Here is a 14,559-nt window from a genome sequence, read left to right as displayed (position 1 = left end):
TTTATGAGATATACAGTTTCACTGGTGCAACAATGGATCTGAACGCTGCATTGATTTTAGTGCGGATCGTCGACAAGGGCTCCTTCACGGCGGCCGCCCAGGAGCTGGGCATGACCAAGGCGACGGTAAGCCGGCGCATCGCCGAGCTGGAGCAGCGCCTCGGCGTGCGGCTGCTCTACCGCTCGACCCGCCAGCTCACCCTGACCGAGGCGGGCGAGCAGTACTATCTGCGCTGCAGCAAGGCGGTGGACGAGCTGGCCCAGGCCGAGCTGATGGTGAGCGCCAGCCAGCAGGAGGTGACCGGCACCCTCAAGCTGGCGGTGCCCATCGAGGCAGGGCAGCTGGTGGTGGGCCGACTGGTGGCGGAGTTTCTGCAGGCCTATCCCGGTCTGCAGGTGGAACTGGAGCTGACCAATCGCATCGTGGATCCCATCAACGAGGGGCTGGATGCGATCGTGCGGATCGGCGACATGAGCGACTCGAACCTGGCGGCGCGGCGGTTGTGGAGCAACGCCCGCCTGATCTGTGCCAGCCCGGCGTACCTGGCGCGCAGCCCCGCCATCACTCATCCCGAGGATCTGGTACAACATGAGCGGGTGGCGGTGACCAGCGGCTTTCTGGCCTCGCACTGGTGCTTCGAGCGGGATGACAAGGAGGTGCTGGTTGACCCTCCCTCCCGCTTTCGGGTTAATAATATAACCTGTGCCAGAGAGGCGGCGAAGGCAGGGCTGGGGCTCGCCTCTCTGCCCGCCATGCTCTGCCACGAGGAGCTGGCGAGCGGGACCTTGGTGTCAGTGCTGCCCGAATGGCAGCAGCCTCGGGTGCCGATTTACCTGCTGTTTCCGGAGCGGCGGCTGATGCCGCGAAAATTGCGGGTGTTCATCGATTTCATCGTGGCCAAGGGGGCCGACTACGGCATAGACACCCTGCTGTAGCCGGCCGGAGCCGGTGCCGTGGTAACGGCATCGCGGGGGATCTGAGGGGGAAGACATGGATCACTGGATCAATCTGTATCGGGCTTCCCATTCGCTGGAGGCCCACGCCCTGAAAGGGGCGTTGGAAGTGGAAGGGGTGCCGGTGCGGCTCAATGGCGAGGCGCTGTCGGGCGCCCTGGGCGAACTGCCGGTGGACATGCTGCAAGTGACTCTGATGGTGCGCGAGCAGGATCGCAGCAAGGCCGGGCGGGTCATCGAACGCTATCAGCAGCGCCAGGGCAACGGCTGGCTGTGCGGTCAGTGCGGGGAGGAGAACGGCGCCAACTTCGATGTCTGCTGGCGCTGCCACCACGATCCCCACGAAAATTAATCGCTCGCCCTGCCTCAGCGCAGGGTGAAGTCGATGTCCTCCCCCGCGCTGGCGTCGTGATAGGTCGTCAGATCCAGCTCCCGCTCGCTGCGGGCAATCAATACGGAAACCAGAATATCGCCGGAGACGTTGACCGTGGTGCGCGCCATGTCGAGGATCCGGTCGATCCCGGCGATCAGTGCCACCCCCTCCAGCGGCAGTCCCACCGCGGTCAGGGTCAGCGTCAGCAGCATCAGGCCGGTGCCCGGCGTGCCCGCTGTGCCGATGCTGGCTAGGGTGGCGATGCTGATGATGGTCAGGTAATCCACCAGGTGCAGATCCACCCCGAAGGCCTGAGCCACGAACAGGGCGGTCACCCCCTGATAGAGGGCGGTACCGTCCATGTTGATGGTGGCGCCGATGGGCAACACCTTGGCTGTGATGGCGGGGGAGACCCCGAGCCGGCGCTCGGCACAAGCCAGGCTGATGGGCAGGGTGCTGTTGCTGGAGCTGCTGGTGAAGGCCACCGCCTGGGCATCGACGATGCTCTTGAAGTAGTGTAGTGGATTGAGGCGGGCCAGCAGGATCAGCAGGCTGCTGTAGACGCCGAGTACGTGCAGCAGGCAGCCGAGGTAGACGGCGCCGATCACCTTGAGCAGCGGCAGCAGCAGGCTCATGCCGTACTTGCCGGTCATCCAGGCCATCAGGGCGCAGACGCCGTAAGGGGCCAGTGCCATCACCATCTGGGTCAGCTTGAACATCCCCTCCGCCAGCGAGGTGAAGAACAGGATGGCGGGGCGGCCGCGTCGACCGGTGGCGTTGAGGGCGAGGGCGAGGGCCACTGCGAACACGATCACTTGCAGGATCTTGCCGTCCACCATGGCCTGCACCGGGTTGCGCGGCACCAGATGGCTCAGCACGCTGGCCAGGGTGGGGGACTCTGCCATGCCGACCCGCTCATAGGGCCCCATATTGGCACCCATACCGGGTTCCAGCAGCCAGCCCATCATCAGGCCGATGCAGATGGCGACGGCGGTGGAACAGAGGTAGAGGCCGATGGCCTTGCCGGCGATGCGGTCTAGGGCCTTGCCCTTGAGCAGCGAGGTGAGGCCGGCGATGACCGAACAGAAGATGAGGGGCACCATCAGCATCTGGATGGTGTTGACGAACAGCACGCCAATGGGTTTGAGCAGCAATGCCTGTTCGCTGAAAACGGCGCCGAGCCCGATCCCCGTTAGCATGCCGAGCAGGGTCTTCAACCAGAGCGGACGGCGGGTCCAGATCCGCCAGGGTTTGAAAGCCAGTCCATGGAACAGCATGACGCCAATGTCCTTATATTCGGTCTGCGGTGGCAAAAAGGGGCGTTAGTGTAGCCATCCCCTGCTCAGGTTGCCACATTATCGACAAAGCCGTGACCATCACCAGTGCGGGGGCAGGGAAATCGGCAATTTGTTGGCCTATATCAAGGTCGTCGGCAGTGGGGCAGGATTTAATAGGCATCAAATATGTCTATTAAAGAGGTTTGCAATGACTCAATCGGTACACGGTCACGAAGTGATGGAGATGATGTTGGCGCAGGGCGGCCAGTTCACCCGGGCCAGCCTCAAGCAGGCCATAGATGCACGCTTCGGGGCGGATGCCCGTTTCCACACCTGCAGCGCCAGCGAGATGGATGCCGAGGCCCTGATCGACTTCCTGGCCAAGCGCGGCAAGTTCGTCGAATCGGAGCAGGGTTTCCAGACCCGCGCCGACAAGATCTGCAACCACGGTTGATCCCCGCCGGCGAGCGCCTGCTGCGCTCGCCGAATCCCGCCGCCTTTGTTATATTCGCCCTCTTTCCCCTCCTCTGTTGAAGGCTTGGCCTGGGCGTTGTATGGATACTTTCTCCGCTGCCGTCATGTTGTTTCTGATCATGGATCCGCTGGGCAACCTGCCGGTCTTTCTGTCGATCCTCCGCCATATCGATCCCAAGCGACGCCGTAAGGTGATGATGCGGGAGCTGCTGTTCTCGCTGGTGATCATGATGGCCTTCCTGTTCGTCGGTCAGCAGATCCTCAATTTCCTCAATCTGCGCCAGGAGGCGGTCAGCATCGCCGGCGGCATCATACTGTTCCTCATCGCCATCAAGATGATCTTCCCGAGTGAAGGGGGGGTGACCGGGCTGGCCGCGGGGGAGGAGCCCTTCCTGGTGCCCATGGCGATCCCCATGATTGCCGGCCCCTCGATCCTGGCCTCCTTGCTGTTGCTGGCCAACCAGGAGCCGACCCGGATGGCGGACTGGTCGCTGGCCCTGCTGATGGCCTGGGGCGCCAGCGCCGTGATCCTGATGTTCTACGAGGTTTTCAACAAGCTGCTGGGTGAGCGAGGGCTCACCGCGGTGGAGCGGCTGATGGGCATGCTGCTGGTGATGATCTCGGTGCAGATGCTGCTCGACGGGGTGCACCACTACCTGGCGGTAACCGGTCAGAACTGACTTGCCGGCATGCCAACAAGCAAGACACGGGGCTCGATGAGCCCCGTTTTTTTGCTTGTGATCCGGCGTTGTGGCTATGAGGCAGCCTGCGGCTGCCGACGGGGCCGGTTTGCTTAGCCTGTCAGGGGCTCACGGCCCAGCGCCTGTATCAGGACGGTTCGGCAGCAGTGCGCTCCAGTTTGCTCATGATCAGGGCCAGCAGGGTTTCCCGCAGCCAGCGGTGGCCAGGATCCTCCTCGTGGCGCTGATGCCAGATCAGCAGGTGGGAGATGCTGTCGAGGGCGATGGGCAGCGGCAGCGGTACCAGCGGATAGACCTGGGTGGCATGGCGGGCGTAGAGCCGGGAGAGGGTCACTATCATGTCCGAGTGCATGCCCATCCGCAGCGCCGCCTCGAAGGAGGGGACGGTCGCCTCGATGCGGCGGTAGAGATCCTGCTCCGCCAGCTTGTGATCCAGCATCCAGCGGTCGCGCCCCTCGCAATAGGTCTGCACGTGGGGATAGGCCAGGTAGCGGGTGAGATCCCATTCGGGTTCGTGCAGGGCAGGGTGGTCGTGCTGCACCAGGCAGGTCAGATCGTCGATGGCGAGCAGTCGCTGACAGATGGCGTTGGGCAGGGTATCGAGCCGAAAGTCAGAGTTGATGCAGTTTTCCCGCACCGTGAAGGCGATGTCCACCTGGCCCTGGCTCATCTCGGTCAGGCTGTTCTCGGTCCACTCCTCGTAGCGCAGCCGGATGCCGGGTGCCTGCCGTTTCAGCTCGCTCAGGTAGAGCGGCGCGAACAGGGTAAAGGCGCTGTCCATGCTGGCGATGACGAACTCCCGCTCGGTGGTGGTCGGGTCAAAATCCGGTGGCTGGATCAGGTTGTCCAGCGACAGCAGGATCGGCTGCAGTTGCTGCTGCAGGCTGAGGGCGCGTGCGGTGGGTTCCAGCCCGTAGGCCGAGCGCACGAACAGGGGATCGTCGAAGGTTTCCCGCAGCCGGCCGAGGGCCTTGCTGACGGCAGACTGGCTCAGATGCAGGCGACGGGCCGCCCGGCTGCCGTTTCGTTCCTCCAGCAAAACTTGCAGGATTATCAATAGATTGAGGTCGATGCGCCCCAGCTGTTCCAGTAACATGATATGAATCCTCTTCAATTCTTAGATGAATTTATACCATTTGTTTTCATATCTAGGCGAACTTATGCTCGAAACGTCTCTCGCCTTCAATGGCGGCTGGTACAGGATGTAGTGGTTGAGGGGACAAGTAGCATCAAGCAATACGGCGGCCTTTGGGTCGCCGTATTTTTTGGTGATTTATTTGCAAACTTGCGCCTGTCTTGATTTTGCCCAACAATCTTTGCGCCTTCTTTTGATACAAACGATCGGTATCTATCAGTCAGGAGTATCCCTATGGGACTCGGTGGAATTCATATCTGGCATTTGTTGATCCTGCTCGTCGTCGTGGTCGTGGTGTTTGGCAGCAAACGCCTGGCCGGCGCCGGGGAAGATCTGGGCACCGCCATCAGGGATTTTCGTAAAGCCTTGCGTGACGATGAATCACAGCCGAAATAAGTGGGAGTTGAATGATGTCCGTAGAAGATAAAGTGGAATTGAACGAGACCTGTGACAGCTGCGGCTGCTTCGCCGAAATTGGCACCATCATCGGCGAGGGTGACGATGTGATGGAGCTGGTGATCGAGGCCGCCGAAGAGGCCGACGCCCGCGCCAAGCTGACCGCCTACGAGGCGCTGGCCAAGCAGGTCACCGCCGAAGCCAAGAGCAGCAGCGAACTGAGCCAGGGCGCCAACGGCGTGATCCTGAAAGCCCGCCTGCAATTCACCTGCACCGCCGAAAAACTCATTTTCGAGATGCGTGCCCGCTCTATCTGAGCCCCCTGAAAACACGGCAGGTTCGCCTGCCGTGCTGACCCTTCTGCTGTGGGTCTGCGTTCTATAGTTAGTTATCCCACAGACGGTTTTGCCCGACGCGAGTCGGCCAACAGAAGGCGATCTCATCATGGTTCAGCGCAGGCTCTTCGCCACCCCCCTTCACGTCGCTCATCAAGCCCGGACAGCCACGGGCGGTGACGCCATGAGGCGGCGCTGGCTCTGGAGCCTGCTCATCCTGTGGGCGCTGCCGCTGCTGGCGGCGGATCTCAAGCCGCAGCGGCTGCCCCAGCCAGGGGATCTCGCCAGCATATTGCAAAAGAAAGAGCTGAGGGCCCTGGTGGTCTATGAGCGGGGTTTCTTCTTCCTCGACAAGGGGACCCAGCACGGCATTCTGGTCAACCAGCTGCAGGGATTCGAGCGCTGGCTGAACCAGACCTATCTGGCCAAGGAGAAGATCAAGCTCAAGATCATCTACATCCCGGTGCGCCAGGACAAGCTGCTGGACTATCTCGCCGAGGGGCGGGGGGATCTGGTGGCCGCCAACATGACGGTGACGCCGACCCGGCGCGAGCAGGTGACCTTCTCCAACCCGGTGATCGCTCCCATCGAAGAGTGGGTAGTGAGCCAGCACAGCCTGCCGACCTTCAACCGCATTACCCAGCTCTCAGGCCGGCGGGTCTGGGTGCGGGCCAGCTCCAGCTATTACGAGAGCCTGCGCCAGCTCAACTGGCTGTTTCGCGAGCTGGGGCTGCCCCCCGTCTATATCGAAACCGTGCCTGAATACCTGCAGGACGGGGATCTGCTGGAGATGGTGGCGGCCGGCATCATACCGCTCACCGTGACCGACAGCTTCAAGGGGCGGATCTGGCTCGGCATGATCAGCGGGCTGCGAGCCCACAAGTTGATCCCGCTGCGGGACAACGGCCGCAGCGCCTGGGCCCTGCGCAACAACAGCCCCGAGTTGCTCAAGGCGGTCAACGACTATCTGGCCGATGCCGGCAAGCGCACTCTTTACAGCGACATGGCCCTGCGCCGCCTGCTGGCTCGCAACGACCAGATGAGCAACATATTGGCGCCGGATCCGCTGGGCCGGTTGTCAACCATCCGTAAGGTGCTGGAGCAGCAGGCCGACAAGTACCGGCTGGACTGGCTGATGCTGGCGGCGCTGGCCTACAAGGAGTCTGGCCTCAATGCCAATATCCGTTCCGAACGGGGGGCGGTGGGGATCATGCAGCTGTTGCCGAGTACTGGCAGCGAAGTGGGCATTCGCGGCGCTCGCCTCGCCAGCCTGGAGGGGAACGTGGAGGCGGCCTGCCGCTACATGCGGTTGATCCTCGACACCTATTTCAACGATCCCAAGCTGGACGTGCTCAACCGCCACCTGTTTGCACTGGCGGCCTACAATGCCGGCCCGAACCGGGTGCAGGCGCTCAGGGCCAAGGCCGAGGCCGCCGGGCTGGATCCCGACGTCTGGTTCGGCAACGTGGAGCAGCTGGTGGCCAACGAGGTGGGGCAGGGTCCCATCAACTATGTCAGCACCATCTACAAGTACTATGTGGCCTACCGCTTCAGTCTACCCCAGCTGGAGGGCAAGGCGGCCGCCATCGAGGCGGTGGCCCAGCCCTGACGTCCTGCTAGTGCGATGGGGCGGGCGAGGTGAAAGGCTGCCAGGCCTGATCCCTGTGTTGCAGATACCAGGGGGTCAGCTGGCCGCTCGGCGAGGGATCCGGCTCGCTGGCCTGCGGTCTGTGACTGATGGCGGGGCGATCCGTGAGTTCCATGGTAAATTCCTTCATCCTGTTGCTACGAGGCCCTTAGCCAGCGTTATGCCATTTCCTCATGACAGGCGGATGACGCCATGATCCCCGCTGAATTCGCCCTGATAGACCAGCCCGAGCTGGCACTCAAGCTGCGCTGCCAGCTGATCCGCAGCGCCAGAAGCCGGATCCAGGCCCAGTACTACAGCTGGGAGGAGGACAGCAGCGGCAAGCTGTTGCTGGCGGAGCTGCTGCATGCCGCCAAACGCGGGGTGCGGGTGCAACTGCTCATCGACGACCTCTATGCCGGCGACAACCGCTTCCTGGAGATGGTGGCCCACCAGCCGGGCATCGAGGTGCGTCTGTTCAATCCCTTCTGGTTGCGCGGCTGGCGGCCACTGACCCTGCTGCTGGAAGGGCTGCTCAGCTTTCGCCGCATCAATCACCGCATGCACAACAAGCTGCTGCTGGTGGACGGCAGCCAGGCGGTGATCGGGGGTCGCAATATCGGGGATCGTTACTTCGGACTCGGCGGTGCCCCCCAGTTCGTCGATCTGGATCTTGCCTGCCGCGGCCCGCTCTGCCAGCGGGTCGAGCAGGGGTTTGATCAATTCTGGCGCAGCCGCTGGAGCCACCCGATCCGCCGTCTGTTGCGCCGCCCGCTGCAACGGGCCGAGGTGCAGGTGGTGAACGACTTCCTGCTGACCCTGAACGAGCCGCAGATCGCGGCCGTCTATGACCTGCCGGCCAGCCTGTTCGATCCCGAGCCCATCCCCCTGCGCTGGCATGCCGGGCGGGCCGAGGTGTGGTTTGACCGCCCCGGCAAGGGGCTGGTATCCCGGCCCACCACGGCGCGCCTGCTCTGGCGCAAACTGGCCGACAATCAGGGCACATTGCGCCTGGTCACCCCCTATCTCATCCTGACCCGGGGGCTGCGCCGCCGGCTCAGGCAGCAGCGTCAAGCGGGGGTGACCATCGACATCCTGACCAACTCCCTGGCCAGCACGGATGTGCCGCTGGTGTACGGCGCCTACCGCCGTCACCGCCCCTGGCTGATACGCCAGGGCATAGCGCTGTCGGAGCTGGAGGGGGCATCTCTCAGCCTGCACGCCAAGCTGATCCTGGTGGGGGAGGAGGAGGCGCTACTCGGCAGCTTCAATCTGGATCCGCGCTCCCTGCTGCTGAACACCGAGCTGGTACTGCATCTGGCCTGCCCCGCGCTGTGCGCGGAGTTGCAGCAGTGGCTGACGACCTGGCAGCAGCGTTCATCCCACTCGGTGGCTGCCCCGCCCTCGACCCTGCGCCGCCTGCTGGCCAGGGTCAGTGACTGGTTGCCGTTGCAGCGCTGGTTGTGAGTGGATCACGGCTTGTGCGAGATCTCGCAAAGCCTTGTGCGCCTTCGAGGATAACGTTTGCCATCCAATGGCGATGGGGTGATTTATCGTATTGTTTTTAATCAGATTGTTTTCTGGTTGAAGTTGGATGAGCGGCAGATGCTTGCATAGATGGCCGAATATATCGGTTTTTTATTTTATTTATCTGCGTAATATTTCAACTGCAAGGACAACACGACGGTTTGCCGTCGTGCGGAAGAGGGTCGTGAAGGGAATCGGCCGACTGGATCGCTCCAGCCGGAGCCTGCTTCAGATGGGTAGCGGAAACTCAGGAAGCAGGAGAGGAACCCGACGGGACCGGATTCCAATATGGAACATGCTATTTGCGAGGGGGTGACATGCGAGTGTCACCCCATTTTTTATGGCCTGCTGGCTGGGCTGAACAAAAAGACCGCCGATTGGCGGTCTTTTTCTTTGTGTAGTCTGACGGTCTATGGTCAGGCGATGCCTGCCAACAGGCGGCTCCAGTTGCGTTTGGCCACGGTGAAGGCATCGTGCAGGCTGCGATACTCCAGCTGCAGTTTCAGCTGGTCGTAGCGGGCCAGCGCCTTGCGCTTGCGCTGCTCCAGCAGGCGTTTGCGGCTGGCGTAGTAGTGCTGCAGCTGCTGGCTCAGCTTGTCGTACTCCTCTTGCAGCAACGCCTGCCACAGCTCCCTGTCGTCCTGTCTGTGCAGCCTGGCCTGGGCCCGTTTCAGCTGCATCTCCAGCCTGGCCTGCTCGATCCGCTCTTCCGGGCAGGCGCGCAGATCCCGTGCCAGCCCGCACCAGGCGGCACTGCGGATCAGCCACTTGGTAGGATCGAACTGCCACCAGCGGATGCCGTTGCGATAGTCGTTCTCGAACAGGTGGTGGAAGTTGTGGTAGCCCTCGCCGAAGGTGAAGAAGGCCAGGATGCCGTTGTCCCGCGCGCTGTTGCGGTCGGTGAAGGGCTGACTGCCCCAGATGTGGGCCAGGGAGTTGATGAAGAAGGTGGTGTGATGGGTCATCACCATGCGCAGCACCCCGGCCAGCAGCAGCATGCCGAGCAGATCGCCGTGGACGAGCCCCAGCAGCAGCGGGATGCCGATGTTGGTGGCCAGGGTCAGCGCCAGATAGTGCCTGTGCTGGAAGGCGACCACGGGGTTGTTCTGCAGATCCCGCACGTTGCTGTAGTCGTGGTAGATGTCGCGCTGATATTCCCGCAGCATCCAGCCGATGTGGGAGAACCAGAAGCCGCGGCCCGCACTGTAGGGATCCTTCTGGTTGTCATCCACGTGGCGGTGGTGGCGACGATGATCGGAAGACCAGTGCAGCGCCGAGTTTTGCAGGGCGAGGGCGCCGCCGATGGCGAAGATCCACTGCAGGATCGGGTGCGCCTTGTAGGCCTTGTGCGACCAGAGCCGGTGGTAGCCGGCGGTGATGGAGATGCCGCAATAGCAGAACAGCAGCAGGAAGCTGCCCCACTGCCAGAGGTCATAGCCATGGGTCATGCCGTACCAGGGCACGGCGATCAGGGCGGTCAGCCCGGAGAGGGCGAACAGCAGGGTGTTGGTCATGATGATCGGGGGGCGTTCCATCTCACTCGGTTCCTTTCAGCGAACAGCTGTGCGCTATTTTCCATGCAGCCGGAATTGGGGTCAATGGTAAAAAAGTAGGAGACAAACCTGATCCTGGCGCAGCCTTCGGGTTATCATTTGGCCTCGATAACCTGAAGGTGACTGTTTTCGTGGGTATTCGCGCGCAACAAAAAGAAAAAACCCGGCGTACTCTGATCGAGGCGGCGTTCAGCCAACTGTGCGCCAATCGCAGCTTTTCCAACCTCAGTCTGCGGGAAGTGGCGCGGGAGGCCGGCATTGCGCCCACCTCCTTCTATCGTCATTTTCGCGACATGGAGGAGCTGGGGCTGACCCTGGTGGATGAAGGCGGCCTGACCTTGCGCCAGTTGATGCGCCAGGCGCGTCAGCGCATTGCGGGTGGCGGCAGCGTCATCAGTACCTCGGTACAGACGTTCATGGAGTTCGTCGAGAACAACCCGAACATCTTCCGGCTGCTGCTGCGCGAGCGCTCCGGCACCTCTGCTGCATTTCGCCAGGCGGTGGCGCGGGAGATCCAGCATTTCATCGCCGAGCTGACCGACTACCTCGAAGCCACCACGGGGGCGCCGCGGGAAGAGGCCTACATCCAGGCCGAGGCCATGGTGACCATCGTCTTCAGTGCCGGTGCCGACGCCCTCGACATGACCAGCGAGGAGTGCCGGGCCTTGTCCGATCGCACCATCCGTCAGCTGCGCATGATCGCCATGGGCGCCGAGGTCCAGAACCAGAAGCGCCGTGAACCTCTCTCTTAAGTCAAAGGATGGACAGCTCCATGCATGACCAGAACACGATTCCGAAGAAACCCCTGCTGCTGGCCCTGCTCATCGGCATCTGTGGTGATGCCTCCCTGACGGTCTTGTCAGAGTCTGCGGTGCCCTTCTCCTTCTTCCCGATGATCGCCTTCGTGCTGGCCGCCTATCAGCTATACCAGCACTACCGTCATGTCTCGCTGGAGGGCAACACCCCGGTCTGCATGCTGCTCAGCTTCTTCATCGGCGTGTTCGGCCATTCGGCGCTGGTCAAGGTGCAGTACCCAGAGCTTGGCAGCAACTTCTTCTCGCTGATCATGATGTTGCTGCTGCTGGCCGTGCTCTCCATCAAGCTCGGCATCAGCGTGGGGAAAAAAGAGAAGGAGTGACCAGCACTCCTTCCATCACCACCATGACAGAGCCGGGATCACCCGGCTTTGTTGTCTTCGCCGCGCCGCTTGGCATCGACGATGGCCTGCAGCTTGGCGCGGATCTCCACCATGCCGAACACCCCGAACACCAGCACCTGGGTAAACTCGAGCCGGCTCACCGCGAAGTAGGGCTTGCAGGCAGCCTTGACCATACTGGCCTGCACCCAGTGCATCAGGATCACGATCACGCCGCACACCGGCAGGAAGCCATTGAGCTTGCCCGGCAGCGGGGCGATCAGGCTGACCAGCACGCCGAACCAGAAGAACAGGATCAGACCCATCGCCAACAGATTAAACACCCGCTTCATCGTTTACCTCCCGCACATAGTGTTGATAGCAGACCTGATTTGATCGGCCTGTTTGTCCTTGAGTCGTTGTCCAGATTGACGGGGAGGGGCTCGTGCCCATCTTCCCCAGCCACCCGGCTGTTAAACCGCGGCGTCATTCTTGATCTCTCGCAGATAGAGCTGGTAGCAGACCTGACCTGCTTGCTTGTCCTTGAGCAGTTGCCAGCTGGCCGGCAGCGGCAGATCGGCCATCTCCTTCTCTCGCTCCAGATAGATTAGGGCGTCCGGCGCCAGCCAGCCGCGCAGCTCCAGCAGCTCGCACACCTGGGGCAGCAACTCGCGGCGAAAGGGGGGGTCGAGAAACACCAGGTCGAACGGCGTGGCCGGCCCCTGCAGCCAGCTGACGGCATCGGCCTGGATCACCTGACCCTGGCTGCTACCGAGGGTGGTCAGGTTCTTCTTGATCTGCTCGGCGGCGCCCCTGTCCATCTCGATCAGGGTGACCTGCTCGGCGTAACGCGATAGCGCCTCCAGCCCCAGCCCGCCGCTGCCGGCGAACAGATCCAGGCAGCGGGTGCCGCGCACATGGGGAGCCAGCCAGTTGAAGATGGTCTCCTTGACGCGATCCGTGGTGGGTCTGAGTCCTTCCACATCCCTGACCGGCAGTTTGCGGCCTCGCCACTGGCCGCTGATGATTCTTACAAAGCCCGATTTCCCCTGCGGGGCTGGGCTCTTGCTCGGGCCGTTACGGCTGGATTTCACTCTGGGCATCGCGTTTCGTCGTCAGAAAATAAAGTGATAGTATAAGGCGGTTCATTTTTATGCCGACCCGCCGAGGGACGGCTATCTTAGCAGTCAGCCTTTGATGTGAGTATTTTTAGATGGCAAAAGGTTTGTTTTCCTGGCTGGGTTTCGGCCGCAAGAAAGAAGAGGCTGAGGCTGTCCAACCACAGACACCGCAAGCCACCCCGACTACCGCTGAGCCCGAAGTCGCGGCTCACCCGGCTCCCGTTTCCGATACGACTGTTTCCGATAGTACGCCGGCCGTCGCTGCTGAAGTGCCCGCCAGCGCACAGAATTCCGTTTTGCACGATGATTGCTGCCCGCCTGCCGAGCTGGACGACCATGGTCCGCTGGTGGTGGAGGAGTGTGCCTCCGATCTGGAGCCGGTGATCGTCAATGAAGCCCTGATCGCCGAAGAGGAGCGTGCGGCTGCCGAGGCGCAAGCTGCCGAGGCTGCCCGGGTTGCGGCCGATCTCAAGGCGGCGGAAGAGGCCCGCCTTGCCGCTGCCACTCAGGCTGCCGAAGAGGCTCGCCTTGCCGCCGAAGCTCGCGCAGCGGAAGAGGCCCGTATTGCCGCCGCCGCTCAGGCTGCCGAAGAGGCTCGCGTTGCCGCCGAAGCCCGCGCGGCGGAAGAGGCTCGTATTGCTGCCGAAGCCCGCGCCGCAGAAGAGGCTCGCATTGCCGCCGAAGCCCGTGCCGCGCAAGAGGATCGCGTTGCCGCCGAAGCTCGTGCGGCAGAAGAGGCTCGTCTTGCCGCCGAAGCCCGCGCCGCAGAAGAGGCTCGCATTGCTGCCGAGGCTCGCGCAGCGGAAGAGGCCCGTATTGCCGCTGAAGCTCGCGCTGCGGAAGAGGCTCGTATCGCTGCCGAAGCTCAGGCTGCCGAGGAAGCCCGGATCGCCAAAGAGGCCCAGCGGGCGGAAGATCTGCGCCTGGTGGCCGAGATGGAGGCTGAGGCTGCCGCACTGGCCGCACTGCCACTGGCAGCCAAGGTGGACGACGACACCCAGGACAAGCCGCAGCGGGAGGGCTTCTTCGCTCGCCTCAAGCGTAGTCTGGTGCGCACCAAGGAGAATATCGGTTCCGGTTTCTTCGGCCTGTTCCGTGGCAAGAAGATCGACGATGAGCTGTTCGAGGAGCTGGAGACCCAGCTGCTGACCGCCGATCTTGGCGTCGACACCACCACCCGTATCATCGAGGGGCTGGTGCAGCACGCGGATCGCAAGCAGCTCAAGGATGCCGAGGCGCTCTACGGCCTGCTCAAGCAGGACATGGGCGAGATGCTGGCCAAGGTCGAGCAGCCGCTGGTGATCGACACCGGCAAGAAGCCTTACGTGATCCTGATGGTGGGCGTGAACGGGGTCGGCAAGACCACTACCATCGGCAAGCTGGCCAAGCAGTTCCAGGCCGAGGGCAAGAGCGTGATGCTGGCCGCTGGCGATACCTTCCGTGCCGCCGCCGTCGAGCAGTTGCAGGTGTGGGGCCAGCGCAACAACATTCCGGTGATTGCCCAGCACACCGGCGCCGACTCCGCCTCAGTCATCTATGATGCCATCGAGGCTGCCCGCTCGCGCGGGGCCGACGTGCTGATCGCCGATACCGCCGGTCGCCTGCAGAACAAGAGCAACCTGATGGAAGAGCTCAAGAAGGTGGTGCGGGTGATGAAGAAGCTGGACGATGCGGCACCCCACGAAATCATGCTGACCCTGGACGCGGGTACCGGCCAGAACGCCCTGAGCCAGGCCAAGCTGTTCAGCGAGGCGGTTGGCCTGACCGGTATCACCCTCACCAAGCTGGATGGCACCGCCAAGGGTGGCGTCATCTTCGCGGTAGCCGACAAGTTCCAGATCCCGATCCGCTACATCGGGGTGGGCGAGGGGATCGACGATCTGCGTCCGTTCGTGGCCAACGACTTCATCGAGGCGCTTTTCAGTCGCGAGGAGTGAGTGTCTTCGCGATGA

Annotated in this window: 17 protein-coding genes; 11 read left to right on the top strand and 6 right to left on the bottom strand. The window is 62.5% G+C overall.

Annotated elements, in window-relative coordinates; all coding sequences use genetic code 11:
* Positions 1–32: 32 nt before the first annotated feature.
* The gene (locus G5134_RS02020) at positions 33–935 is read left to right on the top strand and encodes a LysR family transcriptional regulator (protein WP_005308024.1); all 903 of its coding nucleotides are present in this window, start codon (positions 33–35) and stop codon (positions 933–935) included.
* A gap of 55 nt (positions 936–990) precedes the next feature.
* The gene (locus G5134_RS02015; protein ID WP_005308027.1) at positions 991–1,305 is read left to right on the top strand and encodes a DUF2007 domain-containing protein; all 315 of its coding nucleotides are present in this window, start codon (positions 991–993) and stop codon (positions 1,303–1,305) included.
* A 14-nt stretch (positions 1,306–1,319) separates the two neighbouring features.
* Here G5134_RS02015 and G5134_RS02010 read toward each other — a convergent pair whose 3' ends face one another.
* Positions 1,320–2,603, bottom strand: coding sequence for a dicarboxylate/amino acid:cation symporter (locus tag G5134_RS02010; RefSeq protein ID WP_025202372.1), 1,284 nt, complete (start codon positions 2,601–2,603; stop codon positions 1,320–1,322).
* Positions 2,604–2,811: 208 nt separating this feature from the next.
* Between G5134_RS02010 and G5134_RS02005 the strand changes: the two genes are divergently transcribed.
* Complete coding sequence (locus G5134_RS02005; protein ID WP_017785721.1) at positions 2,812–3,057, top strand: YecH family metal-binding protein; 246 nt, start codon at positions 2,812–2,814, stop codon at positions 3,055–3,057.
* Between the two features lie 100 nt (positions 3,058–3,157).
* Complete coding sequence (locus G5134_RS02000; protein ID WP_010635400.1) at positions 3,158–3,757, top strand: YhgN family NAAT transporter; 600 nt, start codon at positions 3,158–3,160, stop codon at positions 3,755–3,757.
* Positions 3,758–3,905: 148 nt separating this feature from the next.
* Here the strand turns inward: G5134_RS02000 and G5134_RS01995 are convergent, their stop codons facing one another.
* Positions 3,906–4,874, bottom strand: a complete 969-nt coding sequence (locus tag G5134_RS01995) for a LysR substrate-binding domain-containing protein (RefSeq protein WP_065017352.1) — start codon at positions 4,872–4,874, stop codon at positions 3,906–3,908.
* A 273-nt stretch (positions 4,875–5,147) separates the two neighbouring features.
* Here G5134_RS01995 and tatA point away from each other — a divergent pair, with 273 nt between their 5' ends.
* From tatA to G5134_RS01980, 3 genes are all read left to right on the top strand, one after another.
* A complete protein-coding gene (gene tatA, locus G5134_RS01990) occupies positions 5,148–5,309 on the top strand; it encodes a twin-arginine translocase TatA/TatE family subunit (RefSeq protein ID WP_005308036.1) in 162 nt (53 codons plus the stop codon).
* 14 nt (positions 5,310–5,323) lie between these two features.
* Complete coding sequence (locus G5134_RS01985; protein WP_065017353.1) at positions 5,324–5,626, top strand: YfcZ/YiiS family protein; 303 nt, start codon at positions 5,324–5,326, stop codon at positions 5,624–5,626.
* A 202-nt stretch (positions 5,627–5,828) separates the two neighbouring features.
* Positions 5,829–7,253, top strand: a complete 1,425-nt coding sequence (locus tag G5134_RS01980; RefSeq protein WP_010635397.1) for a lytic transglycosylase F — start codon at positions 5,829–5,831, stop codon at positions 7,251–7,253.
* A 7-nt stretch (positions 7,254–7,260) separates the two neighbouring features.
* On the opposite strand, the gene G5134_RS01975 is transcribed toward G5134_RS01980, so the two are convergent.
* A complete protein-coding gene (locus tag G5134_RS01975) occupies positions 7,261–7,407 on the bottom strand; it encodes a hypothetical protein (protein ID WP_005308040.1) in 147 nt (48 codons plus the stop codon).
* Positions 7,408–7,484: 77 nt separating this feature from the next.
* On the opposite strand from G5134_RS01975, the gene G5134_RS01970 reads away from it, so the two are divergent.
* On the top strand, positions 7,485–8,738 hold the full coding sequence (locus tag G5134_RS01970) for a phospholipase D family protein (RefSeq protein WP_065017354.1): 1,254 nt from the start codon (positions 7,485–7,487) through the stop codon (positions 8,736–8,738).
* A 476-nt stretch (positions 8,739–9,214) separates the two neighbouring features.
* Here the strand turns inward: G5134_RS01970 and G5134_RS01965 are convergent, their stop codons facing one another.
* Positions 9,215–10,333 carry a fatty acid desaturase gene (locus tag G5134_RS01965; RefSeq protein WP_065017355.1) on the bottom strand — a complete coding sequence of 373 codons (1,119 nt, stop codon included), beginning with the start codon at positions 10,331–10,333 and terminating at the stop codon, positions 9,215–9,217.
* 149 nt (positions 10,334–10,482) lie between these two features.
* Between G5134_RS01965 and fabR the strand changes: the two genes are divergently transcribed.
* Together fabR and G5134_RS01955 are read left to right on the top strand one after the other, a co-directional pair.
* Complete coding sequence (fabR, locus tag G5134_RS01960) at positions 10,483–11,103, top strand: HTH-type transcriptional repressor FabR (protein ID WP_005308043.1); 621 nt, start codon at positions 10,483–10,485, stop codon at positions 11,101–11,103.
* A 20-nt stretch (positions 11,104–11,123) separates the two neighbouring features.
* Positions 11,124–11,489 (top strand): YijD family membrane protein, encoded by a 366-nt coding sequence (locus tag G5134_RS01955; protein WP_005308044.1) that lies wholly within the window; start codon positions 11,124–11,126, stop codon positions 11,487–11,489.
* A 38-nt stretch (positions 11,490–11,527) separates the two neighbouring features.
* On the opposite strand, the gene G5134_RS01950 is transcribed toward G5134_RS01955, so the two are convergent.
* A complete protein-coding gene (locus tag G5134_RS01950) occupies positions 11,528–11,839 on the bottom strand; it encodes a DUF1145 domain-containing protein (protein WP_065017356.1) in 312 nt (103 codons plus the stop codon).
* A gap of 120 nt (positions 11,840–11,959) precedes the next feature.
* Positions 11,960–12,589, bottom strand: a complete 630-nt coding sequence (gene rsmD, locus G5134_RS01945; RefSeq protein WP_065017357.1) for a 16S rRNA (guanine(966)-N(2))-methyltransferase RsmD — start codon at positions 12,587–12,589, stop codon at positions 11,960–11,962.
* 110 nt (positions 12,590–12,699) lie between these two features.
* Between rsmD and ftsY the strand changes: the two genes are divergently transcribed.
* Positions 12,700–14,544, top strand: coding sequence for a signal recognition particle-docking protein FtsY (gene ftsY / locus G5134_RS01940; RefSeq protein WP_065017358.1), 1,845 nt, complete (start codon positions 12,700–12,702; stop codon positions 14,542–14,544).
* The last annotated feature ends 15 nt before the right edge of the window (positions 14,545–14,559 follow it).

This window comes from Aeromonas sp. 600276 (genome assembly GCF_049175815.1).
GTDB classification, from domain to species: Bacteria; Pseudomonadota; Gammaproteobacteria; order Enterobacterales; family Aeromonadaceae; genus Aeromonas; species Aeromonas dhakensis.
The sequence above is the reverse complement of the archived record's forward strand: the minus strand, read 5'-3'. Positions and strand labels throughout refer to the sequence as shown.

What these genes read in the sequence shown, in the direction of transcription:
- G5134_RS02020 (WP_005308024.1), top strand. Translation starts at nt 33, where the DNA reads ATGGATCTGAACGCTGCATTGATTTTAGTGCGGATCGTCGACAAGGGC.
- G5134_RS02015 (WP_005308027.1), top strand. Translation starts at nt 991, where the DNA reads ATGGATCACTGGATCAATCTGTATCGGGCTTCCCATTCGCTGGAGGCC.
- G5134_RS02010 (WP_025202372.1), bottom strand. Translation starts at nt 2,603, where the DNA reads ATGCTGTTCCATGGACTGGCTTTCAAACCCTGGCGGATCTGGACCCGC.
- G5134_RS02005 (WP_017785721.1), top strand. Translation starts at nt 2,812, where the DNA reads ATGACTCAATCGGTACACGGTCACGAAGTGATGGAGATGATGTTGGCG.
- G5134_RS02000 (WP_010635400.1), top strand. Translation starts at nt 3,158, where the DNA reads ATGGATACTTTCTCCGCTGCCGTCATGTTGTTTCTGATCATGGATCCG.
- G5134_RS01995 (WP_065017352.1), bottom strand. Translation starts at nt 4,874, where the DNA reads ATGTTACTGGAACAGCTGGGGCGCATCGACCTCAATCTATTGATAATC.
- tatA (WP_005308036.1), top strand. Translation starts at nt 5,148, where the DNA reads ATGGGACTCGGTGGAATTCATATCTGGCATTTGTTGATCCTGCTCGTC.
- G5134_RS01985 (WP_065017353.1), top strand. Translation starts at nt 5,324, where the DNA reads ATGTCCGTAGAAGATAAAGTGGAATTGAACGAGACCTGTGACAGCTGC.
- G5134_RS01980 (WP_010635397.1), top strand. Translation starts at nt 5,829, where the DNA reads ATGAGGCGGCGCTGGCTCTGGAGCCTGCTCATCCTGTGGGCGCTGCCG.
- G5134_RS01975 (WP_005308040.1), bottom strand. Translation starts at nt 7,407, where the DNA reads ATGGAACTCACGGATCGCCCCGCCATCAGTCACAGACCGCAGGCCAGC.
- G5134_RS01970 (WP_065017354.1), top strand. Translation starts at nt 7,485, where the DNA reads ATGATCCCCGCTGAATTCGCCCTGATAGACCAGCCCGAGCTGGCACTC.
- G5134_RS01965 (WP_065017355.1), bottom strand. Translation starts at nt 10,333, where the DNA reads ATGGAACGCCCCCCGATCATCATGACCAACACCCTGCTGTTCGCCCTC.
- G5134_RS01955 (WP_005308044.1), top strand. Translation starts at nt 11,124, where the DNA reads ATGCATGACCAGAACACGATTCCGAAGAAACCCCTGCTGCTGGCCCTG.
- G5134_RS01950 (WP_065017356.1), bottom strand. Translation starts at nt 11,839, where the DNA reads ATGAAGCGGGTGTTTAATCTGTTGGCGATGGGTCTGATCCTGTTCTTC.
- rsmD (WP_065017357.1), bottom strand. Translation starts at nt 12,589, where the DNA reads ATGCCCAGAGTGAAATCCAGCCGTAACGGCCCGAGCAAGAGCCCAGCC.
- ftsY (WP_065017358.1), top strand. Translation starts at nt 12,700, where the DNA reads ATGGCAAAAGGTTTGTTTTCCTGGCTGGGTTTCGGCCGCAAGAAAGAA.